The 17,817-nt window shown below is 61.3% G+C and carries 14 protein-coding genes and 1 pseudogene; 8 read left to right on the top strand and 7 right to left on the bottom strand.

The window, feature by feature from the left end; translation table 11 throughout:
- Positions 1-148 precede the first annotated feature (148 nt).
- The 6 genes and pseudogenes from LVW35_RS11425 to LVW35_RS11400 all read left to right on the top strand — a co-directional run bounded on the left by LVW35_RS11425 (position 149) and on the right by LVW35_RS11400 (position 6,876).
- Positions 149-760 carry a cysteine dioxygenase gene (locus LVW35_RS11425; protein WP_233895576.1) on the top strand — a complete coding sequence of 204 codons (612 nt, stop codon included), beginning with the start codon at positions 149-151 and terminating at the stop codon, positions 758-760.
- Positions 757-2,340 (top strand): rhodanese-related sulfurtransferase, encoded by a 1,584-nt coding sequence (locus LVW35_RS11420; RefSeq protein WP_233895574.1) that lies wholly within the window; start codon positions 757-759, stop codon positions 2,338-2,340. Before LVW35_RS11425 ends, LVW35_RS11420 begins: the two co-directional genes overlap by 4 nt.
- An 89-nt stretch (positions 2,341-2,429) precedes the next feature.
- Positions 2,430-3,383, top strand: a complete 954-nt coding sequence (locus LVW35_RS11415; RefSeq protein WP_233895572.1) for an ABC transporter substrate-binding protein — start codon at positions 2,430-2,432, stop codon at positions 3,381-3,383.
- A 13-nt stretch (positions 3,384-3,396) separates the two neighbouring features.
- Entirely contained in the window at positions 3,397-4,761 is a 1,365-nt protein-coding gene (locus LVW35_RS11410; protein WP_233895570.1) for an LLM class flavin-dependent oxidoreductase, read from the top strand.
- Complete coding sequence (locus LVW35_RS11405; RefSeq protein WP_233895568.1) at positions 4,758-5,936, top strand: acyl-CoA dehydrogenase family protein; 1,179 nt, start codon at positions 4,758-4,760, stop codon at positions 5,934-5,936. The genes LVW35_RS11410 and LVW35_RS11405 overlap by 4 nt, the downstream gene beginning before the upstream one ends.
- Positions 5,933-6,876: pseudogene (locus tag LVW35_RS11400) on the top strand (D-isomer specific 2-hydroxyacid dehydrogenase family protein). Before LVW35_RS11405 ends, LVW35_RS11400 begins: the two are co-directional and overlap by 4 nt.
- A 14-nt stretch (positions 6,877-6,890) precedes the next feature.
- Here the strand turns inward: LVW35_RS11400 and LVW35_RS11395 are convergent.
- From LVW35_RS11395 to LVW35_RS11375, 5 genes are all read right to left on the bottom strand, one after another.
- Positions 6,891-7,772: a LysR family transcriptional regulator gene (locus tag LVW35_RS11395; protein ID WP_233895566.1), complete on the bottom strand. Its 882-nt coding sequence runs from the start codon at positions 7,770-7,772 to the stop codon at positions 6,891-6,893.
- A gap of 180 nt (positions 7,773-7,952) precedes the next feature.
- A complete protein-coding gene (gene ycaC / locus LVW35_RS11390) occupies positions 7,953-8,570 on the bottom strand; it encodes an isochorismate family cysteine hydrolase YcaC (protein ID WP_233895564.1) in 618 nt (205 codons plus the stop codon).
- Between the two features lie 23 nt (positions 8,571-8,593).
- Positions 8,594-10,432: an amidohydrolase gene (locus LVW35_RS11385; RefSeq protein ID WP_233895562.1), complete on the bottom strand. Its 1,839-nt coding sequence runs from the start codon at positions 10,430-10,432 to the stop codon at positions 8,594-8,596.
- Positions 10,429-11,019, bottom strand: a complete 591-nt coding sequence (locus LVW35_RS11380) for an antibiotic biosynthesis monooxygenase (protein ID WP_233895560.1) — start codon at positions 11,017-11,019, stop codon at positions 10,429-10,431. Before LVW35_RS11380 ends, LVW35_RS11385 begins: the two co-directional genes overlap by 4 nt.
- 747 nt (positions 11,020-11,766) lie before the next feature.
- The gene (locus tag LVW35_RS11375; RefSeq protein WP_233895559.1) at positions 11,767-12,237 is read right to left on the bottom strand and encodes an Lrp/AsnC family transcriptional regulator; all 471 of its coding nucleotides are present in this window, start codon (positions 12,235-12,237) and stop codon (positions 11,767-11,769) included.
- 123 nt (positions 12,238-12,360) lie between these two features.
- Here LVW35_RS11375 and LVW35_RS11370 point away from each other — a divergent pair, with 123 nt between their 5' ends.
- Together LVW35_RS11370 and LVW35_RS11365 are read left to right on the top strand one after the other, a co-directional pair.
- On the top strand, positions 12,361-13,596 hold the full coding sequence (locus LVW35_RS11370) for a methionine gamma-lyase (RefSeq protein ID WP_233895557.1): 1,236 nt from the start codon (positions 12,361-12,363) through the stop codon (positions 13,594-13,596).
- 154 nt (positions 13,597-13,750) lie between these two features.
- On the top strand, positions 13,751-14,422 hold the full coding sequence (locus LVW35_RS11365; protein WP_233895555.1) for a response regulator transcription factor: 672 nt from the start codon (positions 13,751-13,753) through the stop codon (positions 14,420-14,422).
- A 131-nt stretch (positions 14,423-14,553) separates the two neighbouring features.
- On the opposite strand, the gene LVW35_RS11360 is transcribed toward LVW35_RS11365, so the two are convergent.
- Positions 14,554-16,512, bottom strand: a complete 1,959-nt coding sequence (locus LVW35_RS11360) for a MacB family efflux pump subunit (protein ID WP_233895554.1) — start codon at positions 16,510-16,512, stop codon at positions 14,554-14,556.
- Between the two features lie 3 nt (positions 16,513-16,515).
- Entirely contained in the window at positions 16,516-17,667 is a 1,152-nt protein-coding gene (gene macA, locus LVW35_RS11355) for a macrolide transporter subunit MacA (RefSeq protein ID WP_233895552.1), read from the bottom strand.
- Between the last annotated feature and the right edge of the window lie 150 nt (positions 17,668-17,817).

The raw sequence follows: 17,817 nt of genomic DNA, 5'->3' as shown, positions 1-17,817 counted from the left end.
GCCCGCGCTGTGATCGATAACGTCTAACGCTATTCAGACCGGTTCTAAATTACCTTCAGCTATAAGCTAATCATTAAAAAATAGCATATTAACTATAAACATTATGCTTAGATAAGCCCATCGACACCGATCACACCACGGAATTGCCATGACCCAGGCCAAGCATCCCGAAAGACTCAGAGCCTTTATAGGCGCCCTGGCGGAATTGATCGACGGCAATCCACGCGAAGGCGACCTGTTGCACCGTGGCAGCAAGCTATTGGCGCAATTGGTCAGCCATGATGACTGGCTCCCCGATGAGTTCGCCCAGCCCGATCCCGAGCGCTATCAACAATTGCTGCTGCATGCCGACTCGCGCCAGCGTTTCAGCATCGTCAGTTTTGTGTGGGGGCCGGGGCAAAGCACGCCGATCCACGATCACCGGGTATGGGGCCTGATTGGCATGCTGCGCGGTGCGGAGTTTTCCCAAGGCTTCAAGCGTGCGCCGGATGGCCGCCTGTTGGCTGAAGGCAAGCCGATCCAACTGGTGCCGGGCCAGGTGGAGGCCTTGTCGCCCAAAGTCGGCGACATCCACCAAGTGAGCAATGCCCACAGCGACCAGGTGTCCATCAGCATTCACGTGTACGGCGCCAATATCGGTGCGGTGCGTCGCGCGGTGTACCAGCCTGACGGCAGCGAGAAACTGTTTATCTCCGGTTATTCCAACGCCTTCCTCCCGAATATCTGGGATTTGTCCAAAGAAAAGAGCCCTGCCCTATGACGACCCTATCCACCCGCAGCTTTGTGCAGATTCGCCAGGCCCTGTTGGACCATGAAGAAGTCGCGCTGGTCGACGTGCGCGAAGAGGCGCCGTTCGCCGAATCCCACCCGCTGTTTGCCGCGAATATACCGCTGTCCAAGCTGGAACTGGAGGTGTATTCGCGCATTCCACGGCGCGATACCCAGGTCACTGTCTACGACAATGGCGAAGGCTTGGCCACCCGCGCTGCCGAGCGCCTGATCGTCTTGGGCTACACCCAGGTCAGCCTGCTTGAAGGGGGTTTGGCGGGCTGGCGCAAGGCCGGTGGCGAACTGTTTATCGACGTGAACGTGCCGAGCAAGGCCTTTGGCGAGCTGGTGGAAAGCAAGCGGCATACTCCCTCCCTGGCGGCTGAAGAGGTGCAGTCACTGCTCGACAGTCAGGCCGATGTGGTAGTGCTTGACGCCCGCCGCTTCGACGAATATCAGACCATGAGTATTCCAACCAGCATCAGCGTGCCCGGTGCCGAGTTGGTATTGCGCGCCCGTGAATTGGCGCCAGACCCGGCTACCCGCATCATCGTCAACTGCGCAGGGCGTACCCGCAGCATTATCGGCACCCAGTCGCTGATCAATGCAGGCGTGGCCAACCCGGTGTCGGCGCTGCGCAACGGCACCATCGGCTGGACCCTGGCCGGGCAAAAACTTGCCCATGGTCAAACGCGCCGCTTCGCCCCGACCTCCGAAGAACACCGCCAAGTCGCCGCCGCCGATGCGCGTCGTGTCGCTGACAAGGCCCGCGTGGGCCGTGCCACCCTGGCCGATCTGCACGCCTGGCAGCAGGAAAAAACACGCACCACCTACCTGTTCGACGTGCGTACCCCGGAAGAATTCGAAGCCGGGCACCTGCCCGGCGCGCGCTCGACGCCGGGCGGCCAGTTGGTGCAGGAAACCGACCACGTCGCCAGCGTGCGCGGTGCCCGTGTGGTACTGGCGGATGACGACGGCGTGCGCGCCAATATGTCTGCGTCGTGGCTGGCCCAGCTGGGCTGGGAGGTGCATGTGCTGGATGACCTGCAACCGGCACACTTCAGCGAGAAAGGCGCCTGGATTGCGCCGGTTCCAGCACCCGCCCAAGCCGAACTGATCAGCCCGCACACCCTCGCCGATTGGCTCGGCCACGGCGACACCGTGGTGCTGGATTTCACCGCCAGCGCCAACTACGTGAAGCGCCATATTCCCTGTGCCTGGTGGGCGCTACGTGCGCAACTGCCCCAGGCCCTGGCCAAAGTGCCCGCCGCCCAGCGATACGTACTGACCTGCGGCAGCAGCCAACTGGCGCGCCTGGCGGTGGCAGAAGTCGAAGCCATCACCGGCAAGCAGGTTTTCCTGCTGCAGGACGGCACCACCGGCTGGGTCAACGCGCAGTTGCCCCTGGAGGAAGGTGAAACCCACCTCGCTTCGCCGCGCATCGACCGTTACCGCCGCCCGTACGAAGGCACCGACAACCCCAAGGAAGCCATGCAGGCTTATCTGGACTGGGAGTTCGGCCTGGTCGAGCAACTGGCTCGTGACGGCACCCATGGTTTCTATGTGATCTGACGGTATGCCCTTGTCGGGCCTTCCCAACAGCCGACCCCTTCTCCAGGCGGAGGCGACTGCAACCTACCCTCTAGCCTGGAACCTGCCTCATGCGTCTGACCTTGCCCCTCCTGCTGATCGCTCTACTATCGGGCATCACCTACGCCAACGACTTGCAACCCTTGCGGGTCGCCAATCAGAAATCCACCATCAAAGCGCTGCTGGAAGTCTCCGGTGAAGCCAAGGATGTGCCCTACCAGATCCAATGGTCGGAATTCCCTTCTGCCTCACCGTTGGGCGAAGCGTTGAACGCGGGGGCAGTGGACATCGGCGCCCTCGGCGACGCCCCCTACGTGTTCGCCCTGGGGGCCGGTGCATCGCTCAAGGTGGTCAGCATCATCCACGCCGAAGGGCGTAACACCACAGCCCTGTTGGTGCCCAAGGATTCACCGATCAAGACCGTCGCCGACCTCAAGGGTAAGAAGATCGTTACTGGACGCGGCTCAATCGGCCATTACCTGGCGATCAAGGCCCTGGCCACTGCCGGACTGACCACCAAAGATGTGCAGTTCATTTTCCTGTTGCCGAGCGAATCGCGCCTGGTGCTGGATAACGGCACCGCCGATGCCTGGGCCACCTGGGACCCGTACACCACCGTGGTCACCTCGCAAAGCCAGGCCCGCGTACTGGTCAGCGGCAACAAGCTGTTGAGCAACCACCTGTACCTTGCCGCCACCCGCCAAGCCATCGCCGACAAGCGTCCGCAATTGGATGACTTCGTTGCCCGCCTAGACCGCGCCTATGCCTGGGCCAACGTCCACCCCAATGAATACGCAGCGGCCCAGGCCAAGATCACCGGCCTGCCGCTGGCAGTGCATGTGGAAGTGGCCAGGGACACCCACCTGAACTCAGTCGCCATTGACGACGCGGTCATCAGCGGCCTGCAATCGACCGCCGACACCTACCAAAAAGAAGGTCTGTTGCTCAAGCACATCGACGTCTCACAAGGCTTCGACAAGAGCTTCAATGCCAAGCGTGCCCCCCTTTCCCAAGCCTCGCGCTAAATAGGAGCAGAACATGAGCAAGCCACGTCAATTGAAACCACGCCATTTAAAATTGGGTGCAATGGTCCACGGCGTCGGTCACGGCTGGGGCGAATGGCGCCACCCGAACGCCCAACCCAACGCCAGCACCAGCTTTGGTTTCTACAAGCAGCAGACTGAACTGGCCGAAGCCGCCAAGTTCGACTTCGTGTTCATCGCCGACAGCCTGCATATCCACGCCAAATCCAGCCCGCACTACCTTAACCGTTTCGAACCGCTGACCATCCTTTCCGCCCTCGCGGCAATCACCACGAATATCGGCCTGGTCGCCACGGTGACCGTCAGCTACACCGAACCGTACCAGGTGGCGCGCCAGTTCTCATCTCTGGACCATATCAGCGGCGGTCGCGCCGGCTGGAACGTGGTTACCTCGTGGCTGAGTGGCACCGCCGACAACTTCAGCAAGGCTGAGCACCCACCTCACGCCGTGCGTTACCGCATCGCCAAGGAACACGTGAACACAGTTCAAGGCCTTTGGGATTCGTGGGAAGACGACGCCTTTACCTATGACAAACAGACCGGCGAGTTTTTTGCCCCGAGCAAGCTGCATGCGCTCAATCACAAGGGCGATTTCTTCTCGGTGAAAGGCCCACTGAACATCGCGCGTTCGCGTCAGGGCCAGCCGGTGATTTTCCAGGCCGGGACTTCCGAAGACGGACGCAACTTTGCCGCGGAAAACTCTGATGCGATTTTTGTGCATGTCGACAGCATCGAAGAAGGCCTGGCCTACTCCCAAGACCTGAAGCGTCGTGCCAAAGGGTTTGGTCGCGACGCCAATAGCCTGTCGATCCTGCCGGGTATCCGTCCTATTGTCGGGCGTGATCAGGCTGAAGTGGAAAGCCGCTACCAGCAGGCCGTGGACCTGGTCACCGTGGAAGATGCCATCGTTGCCCTCGGCCGCCCGTTCAACGACCACGATTTCAGCCAATACCCGCTGGACGCGCCGTTCCCGGAACTCGGAGACCTGGGTTCCAACAGTCAGAAAGGCGGCTCCGACCGTATCAAGCAACTGGCCAGGGACGAAGGCCTGACCCTGCGTGAAGTGGCCCTGCGCTTCTCGCGGCCAAAACGTGATTTTGTCGGCACCCCGGAGCAAGTCGCCGATGCGATCCAGACCTGGTTCGAAACCGGCGCCAGCGACGGTTTCATCATCAACTCGGTACTGCCGGATGGCTTGCAGTATTTCACCGAACTGGTGGTGCCGGTGCTGCAGCAACGCGGCCTGTTCCGCACCGATTACAGCGGCCAGACCCTGCGCGATAACCTGGGCCTGGAGGTGCCGGCCAACCGCTACAGCGTCACCGCCGGGGTTGAAGAGCGGCAGCAGGCGCTGGCATGAGCCGATCCTCGCCCCCTTCCCTACGCTCCGTGGAAGTCGCTCACTTCGACGCCCTGCTCGAACGCCTCACCACCGAGCTGGCCAGCACCGCCCACGTCTATGACGAGAGCGGCGCCTTCCCCTATGCCAACTTCCAGTTGCTGCACCAATATGGCCTGGTCGCACTCACCGTGCCCAAGGCTCTGGGCGGCGGTGGCGCCAGCCTGCCCCAGGCGCGCAAGGCCATCAGCGCGATTGCCAAGGGCGAACCGTCCACCGCGCTGATCCTGGTGATGCAGTACCTGCAACACACACGCCTGCAAGACAGCCAGACCTGGCCCGCCCACCTGCGTCAGCAAGTGGGCGAAGACGCCGTGCGCAACGGCGCCTTGATCAACGCCCTGCGCGTCGAACCCGACCTCGGCACGCCGGCCCGTGGCGGCCTGCCGGCGACCACCGCGGTACGCACCGCCGAAGGCTGGCGCATCAGCGGCCGCAAGCTCTACTCCACCGGCAGCCACGGCCTGAGCTGGTTCAGCGTGTGGGGCCGCAGCGATGACGCCGACCCACTGGTCGGCGCCTGGCTGGTGCCCAAGGACAGTCCCGGCGTGACCATCATCGACACCTGGGACCACCTGGGCATGCGCGCCACCTGCAGCCACGAAGTGGTACTCGACAACGTGCTGGTGCCGCTGGACCACGCCGTCTGCGTCAGCCCGTGGAGCGCACCGTCGCCCGAGCTGGATGGCGAAGGTTTCCTGTGGATGTCGGTGTTGTTGTCCTCGGTGTACGACGCCGTGGCCCAGGCCGCGCGGGACTGGTTGGTGAACTGGCTGGAAGAGCGCGCGCCGTCCAACCTCGGTGCCGCGCTGTCGACCTTGCCGCGCTTCCAGGAAACCGTCGGTCATATCGATACCCTGCTGTTTGCCAACCGCAGCCTGCTCGACGCTGCCGCCGAGGGCCACACCCCGGTCGCCAATGCGGCACAGTTGAAATATCTGGTGACCCACAACGCCATCCGCGCCGTGGAGTTGGCCATCGAAGCCTCGGGCAACCCCGGCCTGTCGCGCCATAGCCCGTTGCAACGGCATTATCGCGACGTGCTGTGCAGCCGTGTGCATACCCCGCAGAACGACACCGTATTGCAAGGCGTCGGCAAGGCCGTCTTCGCCCATCGCCAGAAGGAACGCCCATGAGTCAGGTGATTATCGCCAGCCAGCTGGATGAAGCGTTCAACGAGGTGATCCGTCAACGCCTGGCGTCGATCCACCCCGAAGCCCAGGTGATCGGCGTGCCCGTCGGCGTGCCGAGCGACCTGCCGCCCCAGGCGAATATCCTGTTGCTGCGCCCGATCAATGTGCGCGGCTACACCGCGCCGGACACCCCGCCACCGGGATGGCCCTACGGTACGCAATGGGTACACCTGGTGTCATCGGGCATCGATTTTTACCCGCAGTGGCTGTTCAACGGACCGCAGGTGACCACGTCCCGTGGCAGTGCAGCCGACAACCTGGCCGAGTTTGCCTTGGCCGCGATCTTTGCCGCCGCCAAGCATTTGCCAGACATCTGGGTGAAGGATTCGCAGTGGCATTTCACCGCGTTGCGCCCGCTGAAGGGCACCACGTTGGGCATCCTGGGGTTTGGTGCGATTGGCGAACGCCTCGCGCAAAAAGCCCAGGCCCTGGGGATCAAGGTGATAGCGCTGCGCCAAAGCCGAGCACCATTGAGCACGGGCGTGGAAGCCGCCAAGGATATCCACGACCTGTTCGCCCGCGCCGATCACTTGGTGGTGGCGGCACCGCTGACCGAGTCCACGCGGCTGATCATCAACCGTGATGTACTGGGCAGCGCCAAACCGGGTCTGCACCTGATCAACATCGCGCGGGGTGGGTTGCTCGATCAGGAGGCGCTACTGGATGCGCTGGATAACGGCCAGATTGGATTGGCATCGCTGGATGTGACCGAGCCGGAACCCTTGCCGATGGACATCCGTTGTATACCCATCCGAGGGTGAGGTTGTCACCGCATACGTCGGCGATTTCGACCAACAGCAAGGAGGAGATTGCCGATACGTTTTTGGCGAATCTGGGGCGCTACGTTTCCGGCCTGGAACTTGCCAACCTCGCCAATCCCTGATGGGGCGCGCAAGATCAGCAACCACTCGCCAGGCGTTCGCGCAAAAACTCCACCAGCGCCTGCACCGGCCGCGAGCTTTGCCGGTGTTGCGGATACACCGCCGACAGCGTCAATGCCTCGGGGGCGAACTCGTCCAAGACAGTGACCAGGCGGCCGTCCTTCAACGCATCGCCGACGATAAAGGTCGGCAGGTAGGTCACACCCAAGCCTGCAACGGCGGTGTCGCGCAGCAAGTCGCCATTGTTCACGCGCATGCGCCCACTCACATTCAGCGCCTGCAACTTACCTTTGAAACGCCACTGCACTTGGCGGCCATGGCCGTAGGGCAGACAATCGTGTTCGGCGAGGTCTTCCGGCTTTTGCGGCGTACCGCGCAGGGCCAGATACGCGGGGCTGGCACAGTACACCCGAGGGATGCTGGCAATACGGCGGGCAATCAGGGTGGAATCTTCCAGGGTGCCGATGCGCAGCACCAGGTCATAGCCTTCGCCGATCAAGTCCACGGGGCGGTCACTCAGATCGACCTCCACCGATACCTGGGGATGGCGCTGCAGGAACAGTGGCAACAGACAGCCCAAATGCGCCATGGCAAACGACAACGGTGCGCTGAGACGAATAGTGCCGCGTGGCTCGCTGTTCTGGCCTGCGATGCCTTGCTCCACTTGCTCGACCTCACCCAGCAGGCGCAAGGCGGACTCGTAATAGCTCTGGCCGAGTGGCGTGACATCCAGACGACGGGTGGAGCGATTGAGCAAGCGCACGCCCAGGCGGTCTTCCAACTGGATCAGGCGGCGACTGACGAACTGCTTGGACAGCCCCAGTTGCTCGGCGGCAGCGGTGAAACTGCCGGACTCCATGACCTGGCAGAACAGGCGCATGTCTTCGAAGGGGTTCATTGTCGCTTCTCGGTGGACGATGGACTGTTTTATAACCGGATGGTCGCAACACCACAAATCAAATGTGGGAGCGAGCTTGCTCGCGAATGCGGTGGACCAGTCAACTAATCTGCCGACTGACACTCCGAATTCGCGAGCAAGCCCGCTCCCACGGGGTATTGCGGTGTGCTTGAGAACCGGTTACTTGGCGGTGAACGCCGAGTAGCTGTTCATCAGGTTGCGGTAGTTGGGAATGCGCGGCGACAGCAGGTTGGCCAGGCCTTCCATGTCGTTGCGCCAGTCAACTTGCAGCTCGCAGGCGACGGCGAACCAGTTCACCAATTGCGCACCGGCGGCGGTCATACGGGCCCACGCGGCTTGTTGCACGGTTTCGTTGAAGGTACCGGAGGCGTCGGTGACCACGAACACCTCAAAGCCCTCGGCGAGTGCGCACAGGGTTGGGAACGCTACGCACACGTCCGTTACCACGCCAGCAATGATGATCTGCTTGCGGCCGGTCGCCTTGACGGCCTTGACGAAGTCCTCGTTGTCCCAGGCGTTGATCTGACCAGGGCGGGCGATGTACGGCGCGTCCGGGAACAGGGCTTTGAGCTCTGGAACCAGCGGGCCATTAGGGCCGCTTTCAAAACTGGTGGTCAGGATGGTCGGCAGGTTGAAGAACTTGGCGACGTCAGCCAGGGCCAGCACGTTGTTCTTGAATTCGTTTGGGGAGAAATCCTGGACCAGGGAAATCAGGCCGGTCTGGTGATCGACCAGCAGGACAACGGCATCATCTTTGTTCAAGCGCGAGTAAGTCATGGGGTAACTCCTTTGGGGTTTGATCAGAAGGCAAAGCACGAACAGCCAAACGCACCCCAGAAACCCTGGAAGTCGCTGACCGGCACGCTGGAAAGGCGTGCTTTTTCATGGCTGTGGGAATGCACGCCGCAGGGGCCGCTGCATTGATGAACCTGAGCTTGCAAAGGCGAACTTGGGCGCCAGTGACCTGGCACCTTGACCACCGGCGACCAGTCCGGCAGCACGGGCACGCGGGGCGGGGCAAAATCTTCGAAATCGCCGGCGCCGTAGACCACCTTGCCGCCGACAACGGTGAGGACCGACTCGATCCATTTGATGGCTTCTTCATCGACACTGAAAAAGTCCGCCGACAGTGCCGCCACGTCCGCCAGTTGGCCGACCTTGATCTGGCCCTTCTTGCCCTGCTCGGACGAGAACCAGGCGCTGCCATGGGTAAACAGCTCCAGCGCGGTAAGGCGCGGCAAACCTTCAGCATGCAGTTCCAGACCACCGACGGTGCGGCCGCTGACCATCCAGTACAGGGAAGTCCAAGGGTTATAGCTCGACACCCGCGTGGCATCGGTGCCCGCGCCGACCGGCACGCCTTCAGCGAGCATGCGCTTGATCGGCGGCGTGGCTTCGGCGGCCTTGGCACCGTAACGCTCGACAAAGTATTCACCCTGGAACGCCATGCGGTCCTGGATCGCAATACCCCCACCAAGCGCCCGCACACGCTCGATGTTTTTCGGGGTGATGGTTTCGGCATGATCGAAGAACCACGGCAGACCATTGAACGGAATGTCGCGGTTGACCTTCTCAAACACGTCCAGCATGCGCGAGATGGACTCGTCATAGGTGGCATGCAGGCGGAACGGCCAACGCTGTTCCACCAGGTGACGCACCACCGGTTCCAGCTCCTGCTCCATGGTCAACGGCAGGTCCGGGCGCGGCTCAAGGAAGTCCTCGAAGTCCGCCGCCGAGAACACCAGCATCTCGCCCGCACCGTTGTGGCGCAGGTAGTCATCGCCCTGATGCAGGGTGACGCTGCCGGTCCAGTTCTTGAAGTCGCTGAGTTCTTCCTTGGGCTTCTGGGTGAACAGGTTGTAGGCGATACGCACCGTCAGCTGTTCGTCCTTGGCCAGTTGCTCGATCACCGCGTAGTCATCGGGGTAGTTCTGGAAACCACCGCCGGCATCGATGGCGCTGGTGAGGCCCAGGCGGTTGAGTTCACGCATGAACTGGCGGGTGGAGTTGACCTGGTATTCCAGAGGCAGTTTCGGGCCTTTGGCGAGCGTCGAATACAGGATCATCGCGTTCGGTCGCGCCACCAGCATGCCGGTCGGGTTGCCATTGCTGTCCCGCACAATCTCGCCGCCCGGCGGGTTAGGCGTGTCCTTGGTGTAGCCCGCCACACGCAGGGCGGCGCGGTTGAGCAAGGCGCGGTCGTACAGGTGCAGCACGAACACCGGGGTGTCAGGTGCGGCCTGGTTCAACTCTTCCAGAGTGGGCATGCGTTTTTCGGCGAACTGGAATTCGTTCCAGCCGCCGACCACGCGTACCCATTGCGGGGTAGGCGTACGGTCGGCCTGGTCCTTGAGCATGCGCAGGGCATCGGCCAGGGAAGGCACGCCTTCCCAGCGTAGTTCGAGGTTGTAGTTCAGCCCGCCACGGATCAGGTGCAGGTGCGAGTCATTGAGGCCGGGGATGACGGTGCGGCCCTTGAGGTCGATGACCTGGGTACCACTGCCACGCAAAGCCATGGCTTCACCGTCGGTGCCCACAGCGACAAAGCGCCCCTCGCGAATGGCGACGGCTGTGGCGCGGGGGTTTTCACGGTCCACGGTGTGGAACTGGCCATTGAACAGAATCAGGTCGGCGTTCATAGGGTTTCCTTTGCAGAGGCTTCAAGCCAGGGAGCGAATAGGCGGGTGGCCGCCGGCATCAGCAGGTAGACCACCAGCACCACGATGGTCAGGGTCACCAGAAAGGTGGCGACCACGTAGTTGGAGAGAAACGGGTGCAGCCGCAGTACCGGGCCCCACACGATAGGCACCAGCAGGGTCAGCGGCAGGATTACAAACAGGGTGACCACTGCCTGCTTCCAGCGTGGCGGTTTGGCAGCGTTTTCAGTTTCGGGGCGGAACCAGAATTCGTTGACCGCGCCGATTTCGGTGTTGTCGCCGTCGGCGAGCATCGGGGTGGCTTCGGCGATCAGGGACTTGCGCTCGGGGGAGTCGAGCCAGGTTTTCAGGTCGTCGGTGGAGCGGTAGCGTAATACGCAAGTGAACAGGGCCAGGTTGCCTTGCTTGCCGCGGACTACATCGACACCGAGATGGCCTGGGCGTGCGCCGGCGATGGTGACGATGCGGCGTAGCCAGGCTTCGTAGTCGGCTTCACGGCCTTGCTTGATCAGGTGTTTGACCACCAGGGTGACGACCTCGTCAGCGCCTGGTTTTGTTGCTGGGTCCATGGGGTGTCCCTCTGCCTTGATGTTTCAGCGATGAGGGAGTTTGCGGGGGTTGGGGTGGGGAAAATTGGATGTACGTGCTGTATCGGGGGGGCGTGCTTTGTTGAGTACATATCCGTTATTTGGGTGATGGCGGGTATTGGTTCCGCCCTTACGGCGGGTCACTTTTGGAAAAGAGCCCCAAAAGTAACCAAAAGGGCTCTTGCCCCAACACTCGGTACCTCGCCTAGGCTCGGTATGCCCGTAATCCGACAGGGATTTGGGGGGCCGCCTAAGATCAAAATCAAAAACAAGAGCACAGCGGCCTGACAGCCGGCTTGAGTGGTGTGAAGCAACGGCAACAGCAAAAACGGCCCACTCTAGGGCCGGCAAGCCGGCTCATACACGTATCTGCTTTTGATCTAATCACTCAAGTCGGCTACTAGGCCGCCGTGCTCTTGCTTTTGATTTTGATCTTGATCTTGATCTTGATCTGAGGCGCCCCGTTAAACACGCTGGCCGAACGCAGGCTTGAATCCGTGGGTAACCCGGCAGGACGCCGGGTTAGCCGCGCTGGGCCAAGGATGGCCCATCGCGGCGGCCCACGGATTCAAGCCGGAGTGAGGGCATGCCGAGCCTAGGCGAGGCACCGAGTGTTGGGGCGAGGACCTTTTGGTTACTTTTGGGTCCTTCCAAAAGTGACCCGCTGTAAGAGCGGAACCATAAGCCGCCGTTACCGAAGCAACGGATATGTACACACCCCCCCCCCAATCACCCCGGCAACGGAATCACCCGCAAAGCCCTCACCGACTTATAAGAAAAACTCGAATAAATCTCCTTAACACAAGGCAACGTCTGCAACACCTCCCGCGCAAACTCCCCAAACGACTCCAGATCCCTAGCCACCACTTCCAACAAAAAGTCATACCGCCCCGACACGTTATGACACGCCACAATCTCCGGAATCTCCAATAATCGCTGTTCAAACGCCCGCGCAATTTCCTGGGTATGACTCTCCATCATGATGCTGACAAACGCCGTCACCCCATACCCCAGGGCCTTGGGCGACAGAATCGCCTGATACCCACTGATCACCCCACTCTCCTCCAGGTTGCGCACCCGGCGCCAACACGGCGAGGTGGTCAGGGAGACGCGGTCGGCCAACTCGGCCACGGTGAGCCGGGCATTGCCCTGCAACGCGTTTAAAAGAGCTTTATCGGTGCGGTCGAGACTGACGGGCATAACATGCCTCTGATTGTTGTTTTTCGAGGTTTTTCATCCCAAGACGTGGGAATTAGCAGCAAACATTGCAAAGTTCATCTGTGGTTATGAGCATAGCATTGTAGGAAATAAGGAGCGTCCGACATGAACAATAAACACAACACATTCGGCTTTTCCACCCGTGCCATCCATCACGGCTATGACCCCAAGGATCATCACGGCGCGCTCGTCCCACCGATTTACCTGTCCGCCACCTTCGCTTTCCCAACCGCCGAATACGGCGCCGCCTGTTTTGCCGGCGAGACGAGCGGCCACTTTTATACGCGTATCTCCAACCCGACGCTGGCACTCTTGGAATCCCGCATGGCGACCCTGGAAAACGGCGAAGCAGCGGTGGCCTTCAGCTCCGGCATGGGCGCAATCGCCGCGACGTTCTGGACCCTGCTACGCCCCGGCGATGAGGTAATCGTCAGCCAGACCCTGTACGGTTGCACCTTCGCCCTGCTGCACCATGGCATCGGCGAGTTCGGCATCAAGGTGCGGCATGTCGACCTCACGGACCTGGCGGCCCTGCAGGCCGCGCTCAGCCCTGCCACCCGCATGATCTATTGCGAGACCCCGGCCAACCCTACCCTGCAGCTGGTGGACATCGCCGCCGTGGCCGCCCTCGCCCATCAACGGCCGAACGTCACCGTGGTGGTCGACAACACCTACTGCACGCCCTACTTGCAACGCCCGCTGGACCTGGGTGCCGACGTCGTAGTGCATTCGGCCACCAAATACCTCAGCGGCCACGGCGATATCACGGCGGGCATCGCGGTGAGCAGCCAGGCCCTGGCCCAGCGCATTCGCCTGCAAGGCCTCAAGGACTTGACCGGCGCAGTAATGTCGCCCCAGGACGCCTCGCTGTTGATGCGCGGCCTCAAGACCCTGGCGCTGCGCATGGACCGTCATTGCAGCAACGCCCAGGCGGTGGCCGAGGCCTTACAGGCGCACCCGGCCGTGGAACGGGTGACTTACCCGGGCTTGCGCTCTTTCCCACAATACGAACTGGCAACGCAGCAGATGAAAATGCCTGGCGGCATGATTGCCTTCGAGCTCAAGGGCGGCATCGAGGCAGGCCGGCGCTTTATGAACGCGCTCAAGCTATTTACCCGTGCGGTCAGCCTGGGTGATGCCGAGTCACTGGCCCAGCATCCGGCAAGCATGACCCATTCCACCTACACCCCGCAGGAACGGGCGGCACATGGCATCAGCGAAGGGCTGGTGCGCTTGTCGGTGGGCCTGGAAGATATCGCCGACCTGCTGGCGGATGTGCAGCAGGCGCTGGCTAAGTGCACCCGTGCCGTACCGCGTCCGTCCAAGTTTGTGCGTATTTAATCCGATTTTTTCAGATTGGATCCCCTTCCCGTCGCCAGGCTGTACTAGCATAGGTTCCGGCGGGAAGGACTATCACGCCAGGTATTCGCATTGGCTTGCACCTTAACCCCCGCCGCTATAAAGCCGAATACCTGCACGCCTCATGGACGAATTGATGAACGCACAGTTGTTTCCCCATATTGGCAAAGTCATCGCCAGCACCGGCAGTCGCCATTTTCCACGCATGCTGCATGACCTGATTCTTACCCAACTGTCAGTGGACGCCACCCATATCACGCAATTGCGGGTAAGCGCCGAAGGGCAAACTCGTCGCAAGATCAGCCCGGTCTATACCGATTCGGCAGTGCCCCTGGACGAAGAACAACCCGCCGCCCAATTACACCTAACCCGCCGGCGGGACGACGTGCGCTATGTGCTGTCAGTGTATCGCTCACACCAGTCCGACAGCTTTTCACCCCAGGAACGCAGCATGCTGCAGGACTTCTCCACCCTGCTGCTGCCCATGGTGGAAAAACACATTGCCGCTATCCAACCGTGCCGCCAGGACGGCGATTTGATGGTGCCGGAAAACCAGGGCATCGAAACCCTGCGCAGGCGTATTGAAGAACGCTTGGTGCAGTCGGGGCTGACCCTGTCCAGCCGGGAGCTTGAGGTCTGCGTAGGCCTGCTGGCCGGGCGTACGGCGCCGGAGTTGGCGGAGCAGCTGGCATTGAAGGTCAACACCATCGAGAGTTACCTGAAGCGCGCGGCGATCAAGCTGGGGATCAGTGGCCGGCATTCGTTGCTGCGGTGGATGTACGCTACTGAGGACACCGCTGGTTTTTAAGACTACTCAGGTCTAAATGTGGGAGCGGGCTTGCTCGCGAATTCGGTATTCAGCCAATGAATCTGTTGACTGACACACTGCATTCGCGGGCAAGCCCGCTTCCACATTTGATCTATGTTGGCTGAGACATCTCAATCCCTTGCCAGCGCTTCGATCGGGTCGAGCCGCGCCGCATTCCGCGCGGGTACAAAACCGAACACAATGCCGATCAGCGTCGAGCAGGCAAACGCGGTGATGACCGAGCCCATGGAAAACACCATCTCCCATTCCTTCACAAACAACGAGAACAGAAAACCCAGGGCATAGGACAGCGAGATCCCGATCAGCCCGCCAATCAGGCACACCATCACCGCTTCCACCAGGAACTGCTGGCGAATATCCGACTGGCGCGCGCCCACTGCCATGCGAATTCCGATCTCACGGGTACGCTCGGTCACTGACACCAGCATGATATTCATCACCCCGATCCCACCCACGAGTAACGAAATCACCGCAATCAACGACAGCAGCAACGCCAGGGAGCGACTGGTTTTCTGCACCGTCTGCATGATGCTGTCGAGGTTGTTGGTGAAGAAATCCTTGGTGCCGTGGCGTTGCAGCATGAGCTTATTGACGTTGTCTTCCACCACCTTGCTCGGCTGGCCGTCCTTGATGCGCACGGTGATGCTGTCCAGATGACGCTGCCCCAGCAAGCGCCCCGCCGCTGTTTCATAGGGCACCCACACATTCAGCGCTTTGCTGGCGGCGAACATGTTCTTATTATCGGCGGTCACCCCAATCACGGTGCACGGCAGGTTACCCACCAGGATCACCTGACCCAGCGGGTCGACGTTAGGGCCGAACAGTCGGTGCCGGGTGTTGTGGTCGATCACCACCACCTGGGCCTGGCGCCGTGCATCGCTTTCGCTGAAGGCGATACCGGCTTCGAGCTTGAGGCCCTTGACCTTGAAGTAGCGGTCGCTGACGCCATTCACCTGCGCATCCAGGTCGATGTTGCCAAAGCGCAGCAACAGGTTGCGGCCCACCACTGGCGTAGCACTGTCGACGTAATACAGCTGGTTCAACGCGTCCACATCCGAAGGCATCAAGGTCTCGATGGCCGAGGCACGACTGTCACCAAAACTGGTGCCGGAAAAGATGTCGATGGTGTTGCTGCCGATCGCCTGGATGTCCTTGAGCACATAGCGCTTGGCCCCTTCGCCGATAGCCGAGATCGACACGACTGAAGTGATGCCGATGACGATACCCAGCATCGTCAACAAGGTGCGCATGCGATGAGACACCAGCGCGACCCAGGCCATGTTGAAGGCCTCCTTGAACAACCCCAGGCTCGCCACCAAACGCCGGGCGTCGCTGCGTTCTGGCTCTATCGGTGTGTCGCTGGGCAGCTCCAGGCCCGCGCTGTCATTGGCCTTGTCGCTGACAATCTGGCCGTCACTCACCTCGACGATACGCTGGGCATTCGCCGCGACCTTGGGGTCGTGGGTGACAATAATCACCGTGTGCCCCGCCGCGTGCAGCTCGGCGAGGATGCGCATCACCTCCTTGCCACTGTGGGTGTCGAGGGCACCGGTGGGTTCGTCGGCGAGGATTACTTCGCCGCCGTTCATCAAGGCGCGGGCGATACTTACCCGTTGCTGTTGGCCACCGGAGAGCTGGCTGGGGCGATGGGTGGTGTGGCCGGACAGGCCCAGTCGCGCGAGCAACTCCCGTGCACGGCTGTGGCGTTGGATTTGCGGTGTGCCTGCATAGATCGCCGGCATTTCCACGTTGTGCAAGGCACTCAGGTGCGCCAGCAAGTGGTAGCGCTGGAAGATAAAGCCGAAGTAATCGCGGCGCAGTTCGGCCAACTGCTCATCCCCCAGGGAGCGGGTTTCGATGCCGTTGATCTTGTAACTGCCGGCCGTGGCGTAATCCAGGCCGCCGAGGATGTTCATCAGGGTGGACTTGCCAGACCCCGAGGCGCCGATGATCGCGACCATTTCCCCGGCATGAATCGTCAGGTCGATGCCCTTGAGCGCGATGAACTCACGCTCGCCGGCCATGAAACTGCGGGTGATGCCCTTGAGTTCCAGCAGTGGCTGAGTCATCCGTCAGTTCCCCGCCACGGCCGGCGTAGCGTCGCCGATCACCACTTTGTCGCCTTCGGCCAGGCCTTCGAGGATCTGCACCTTGACGTTGTTATTGATCCCGGTCTTCACCTCCCGCAACACTGCCTTGCCCTTGGCGTCCAGCACCCGCAACGAGTAGGTGCCGTCGTTGTTACGCGCACCCAGCGCCGCCACCGGCACCATCAGCGCGGCCTCGGCGGTGTCGAGCACGATGCGCACCTGTGCGGTCATGGCGATGCGCAAGCGGTGATCAGGGTTGGGCACATCGAACAACGCATTGTAGAACACCGCGGTGTTCTGCTTCGGCGTGCCGGCGGTCTGGGTTTCCAGGAAGTTCTGCGGCGCCGGTTCCGTGCCGCGCAGCTTGGCGTAATAACGTTTGTCGGCCTCACCGAGGATGGTGAAGTACACCTGCTGGCCGGGGCTGATGTGGATCACATCCGCCTCGGAGACCTGGGCCTTGACGGTCATGGTGTCCAGGTCGGCCAGCTTGAGCAGCACCGGCGCCAGTTGGTTGGCGATCACGGTCTGGCCTTCCTGGGTGACGATACCCACTACATCGCCGTCGATGGGCGCGACGATTCGGGTATAGGCCAGGTTGACCTTGGCGGTGTCGATCTGAATGTGAGCGCTTTTGATCTGCGCGTCCAGGGACAAGAGGTTGGCCTGTTGCACCTGGAAGGTGGACTCGGCGTCTTCGAAGTCCTGGCGGGAGACCGACTCGTCACTCTGCAGGCCTTTGTAGCGTTCGTACACGGATTTGGCTTGCTTGAGCTGGGCGGCGGTGGCGCGGCGTTGGGCCTGGAGGTTTTCTTCGTCGACCTGGGCTTTGCGCAGGGTGTTTTGCAGGATCAATGGGTCGATTTCGGCCAGCCATTGACCCTTTTTGACCTTGTCGCCGACTTTGACCTTGAGTGACTTTAATTGGCCGGAGACCTGGGCACCGACGTCTACCTGTTTGATGCCTTCGAGCAGGCCGGTGGCGAGCACGGCGTTTTCGATGTTGCCGCGTTCGGCGGTGGAGGTGAGGTATTGCGGTGCGTCGGCGGGGGCTTGGACCGTGTAGATGATTAGGCCTATGGCGACTGTGATTACCGTGAGCATTCCTAGTTTGCGTAACTTTGACTTTTCCATGGGTGGCCTTTGGTCGTTTACATATCCGTTATTTAGGTAACGGCTGATATGGGTTCCGCCCTTACGGCGGGTCACTTTTGAAAAGAGCCCAAAAGTAACCAAAAGGCTCTTGCCCCAACACTCGCCACCTCGCTTAGGCTCGGTGTGCCC

The organism is Pseudomonas sp. HN11 (assembly GCF_021390155.1).
Lineage (GTDB): Bacteria > Pseudomonadota > Gammaproteobacteria > Pseudomonadales > Pseudomonadaceae > Aquipseudomonas.
Note: the sequence above shows the minus strand (reverse complement) of the source record. Positions and strands in the feature narration are given on the sequence as shown.

Coding starts and splice junctions, on each gene's coding strand:
- LVW35_RS11425 (WP_233895576.1), top strand. CDS start 149: ATGACCCAGGCCAAGCATCCCGAAAGACTCAGAGCCTTTATAGGCGCC.
- LVW35_RS11420 (WP_233895574.1), top strand. CDS start 757: ATGACGACCCTATCCACCCGCAGCTTTGTGCAGATTCGCCAGGCCCTG.
- LVW35_RS11415 (WP_233895572.1), top strand. CDS start 2,430: ATGCGTCTGACCTTGCCCCTCCTGCTGATCGCTCTACTATCGGGCATC.
- LVW35_RS11410 (WP_233895570.1), top strand. CDS start 3,397: ATGAGCAAGCCACGTCAATTGAAACCACGCCATTTAAAATTGGGTGCA.
- LVW35_RS11405 (WP_233895568.1), top strand. CDS start 4,758: ATGAGCCGATCCTCGCCCCCTTCCCTACGCTCCGTGGAAGTCGCTCAC.
- LVW35_RS11395 (WP_233895566.1), bottom strand. CDS start 7,772: ATGAACCCCTTCGAAGACATGCGCCTGTTCTGCCAGGTCATGGAGTCC.
- ycaC (WP_233895564.1), bottom strand. CDS start 8,570: ATGACTTACTCGCGCTTGAACAAAGATGATGCCGTTGTCCTGCTGGTC.
- LVW35_RS11385 (WP_233895562.1), bottom strand. CDS start 10,432: ATGAACGCCGACCTGATTCTGTTCAATGGCCAGTTCCACACCGTGGAC.
- LVW35_RS11380 (WP_233895560.1), bottom strand. CDS start 11,019: ATGGACCCAGCAACAAAACCAGGCGCTGACGAGGTCGTCACCCTGGTG.
- LVW35_RS11375 (WP_233895559.1), bottom strand. CDS start 12,237: ATGCCCGTCAGTCTCGACCGCACCGATAAAGCTCTTTTAAACGCGTTG.
- LVW35_RS11370 (WP_233895557.1), top strand. CDS start 12,361: ATGAACAATAAACACAACACATTCGGCTTTTCCACCCGTGCCATCCAT.
- LVW35_RS11365 (WP_233895555.1), top strand. CDS start 13,751: ATGAACGCACAGTTGTTTCCCCATATTGGCAAAGTCATCGCCAGCACC.
- LVW35_RS11360 (WP_233895554.1), bottom strand. CDS start 16,512: ATGACTCAGCCACTGCTGGAACTCAAGGGCATCACCCGCAGTTTCATG.
- macA (WP_233895552.1), bottom strand. CDS start 17,667: ATGGAAAAGTCAAAGTTACGCAAACTAGGAATGCTCACGGTAATCACA.